General features: G+C 64.7%; 1 protein-coding gene. It reads right to left on the bottom strand.

All coding sequences use genetic code 11. The features are described 5' to 3' along the window. Nucleotides 1–77: 77 nt before the first annotated feature. On the bottom strand, nt 78–831 hold a 754-nt coding region (locus tag IMZ11_RS46885; protein WP_228649310.1), incomplete at its 5' end, for a glucose PTS transporter subunit EIIB.

Genomic DNA, 831 nt, shown 5'->3' with positions numbered 1-831 from the left:
GGCCTCCACCGAAGATCTCCGGGTGGCACTGACGCGCTATCGCGATTTCTTCAACCGGCTGCTGTCGGTGTGAGCGGTTACAAGCTGTCGACGATGGCGTTCTTCAACGATTCGGAACTGGTGCCGAACACCGCCTGAACGCTGTTGCCGACCTCGATGACACCCGCGGCGCCCAGGGCCTTCAGCCTGTCCTGGTCGACCTTGCTCTTGTCGGTGACCTCCACCCGCAGCCGGGTGATACAGGCATCGACATTGACGAGGTTGTCCCGGCCGCCGAAGGCAGCGATGATCTGCTCGGCCTGCGTGTCCGCACGGGCGGGGGCGGTCAGCGTAGCGGTCCCACCGGCCGTGACCGTGGTGGCGGAATCGGCGCCCTCGCCGAGGTTGGCCTGCTCCTCGGCTTCGAACTCCGTCTCTGGTTCCCGCCCCGGTGTGCGCATGTTCCACTTCGTGATCGCGACATAGAACAACACGAAATAGATGATCGAGAACACCGCGCCCATCGCGATGAGCAACCAGATGTTCTTCGCCGCAGGGGCACCGCCGTAGAGCAACAGGTCCAGCAGCCCGGCGGAGAACGAGAAGCCGAGGTGGATGTCGAGCAGGTAGGCGATCGCCAGCGAGAGCCCGGTCAGCACCGCGTGGATGACGTAGAGCGGGAACGCCACGAACATGAACGCGAACTCCAGCGGTTCGGTCACCCCGGTGAGAAATGCGGTCAGGGCGGCCGCCGACAGGATGCCGACCGCGACCTTGCGTTGCTTCCTGTTCGCCGCGAGGATCATCGCGAGCGCAGCGGCGGGGAGCCCGAACATCAGGACGGGATAGAAC

The organism is Microtetraspora sp. AC03309 (genome assembly GCF_020826795.1).
Lineage (GTDB): Bacteria > Actinomycetota > Actinomycetes > Streptosporangiales > Streptosporangiaceae > Microtetraspora > Microtetraspora glauca.
Note: the sequence above shows the minus strand (reverse complement) of the source record. Positions and strands in the feature narration are given on the sequence as shown.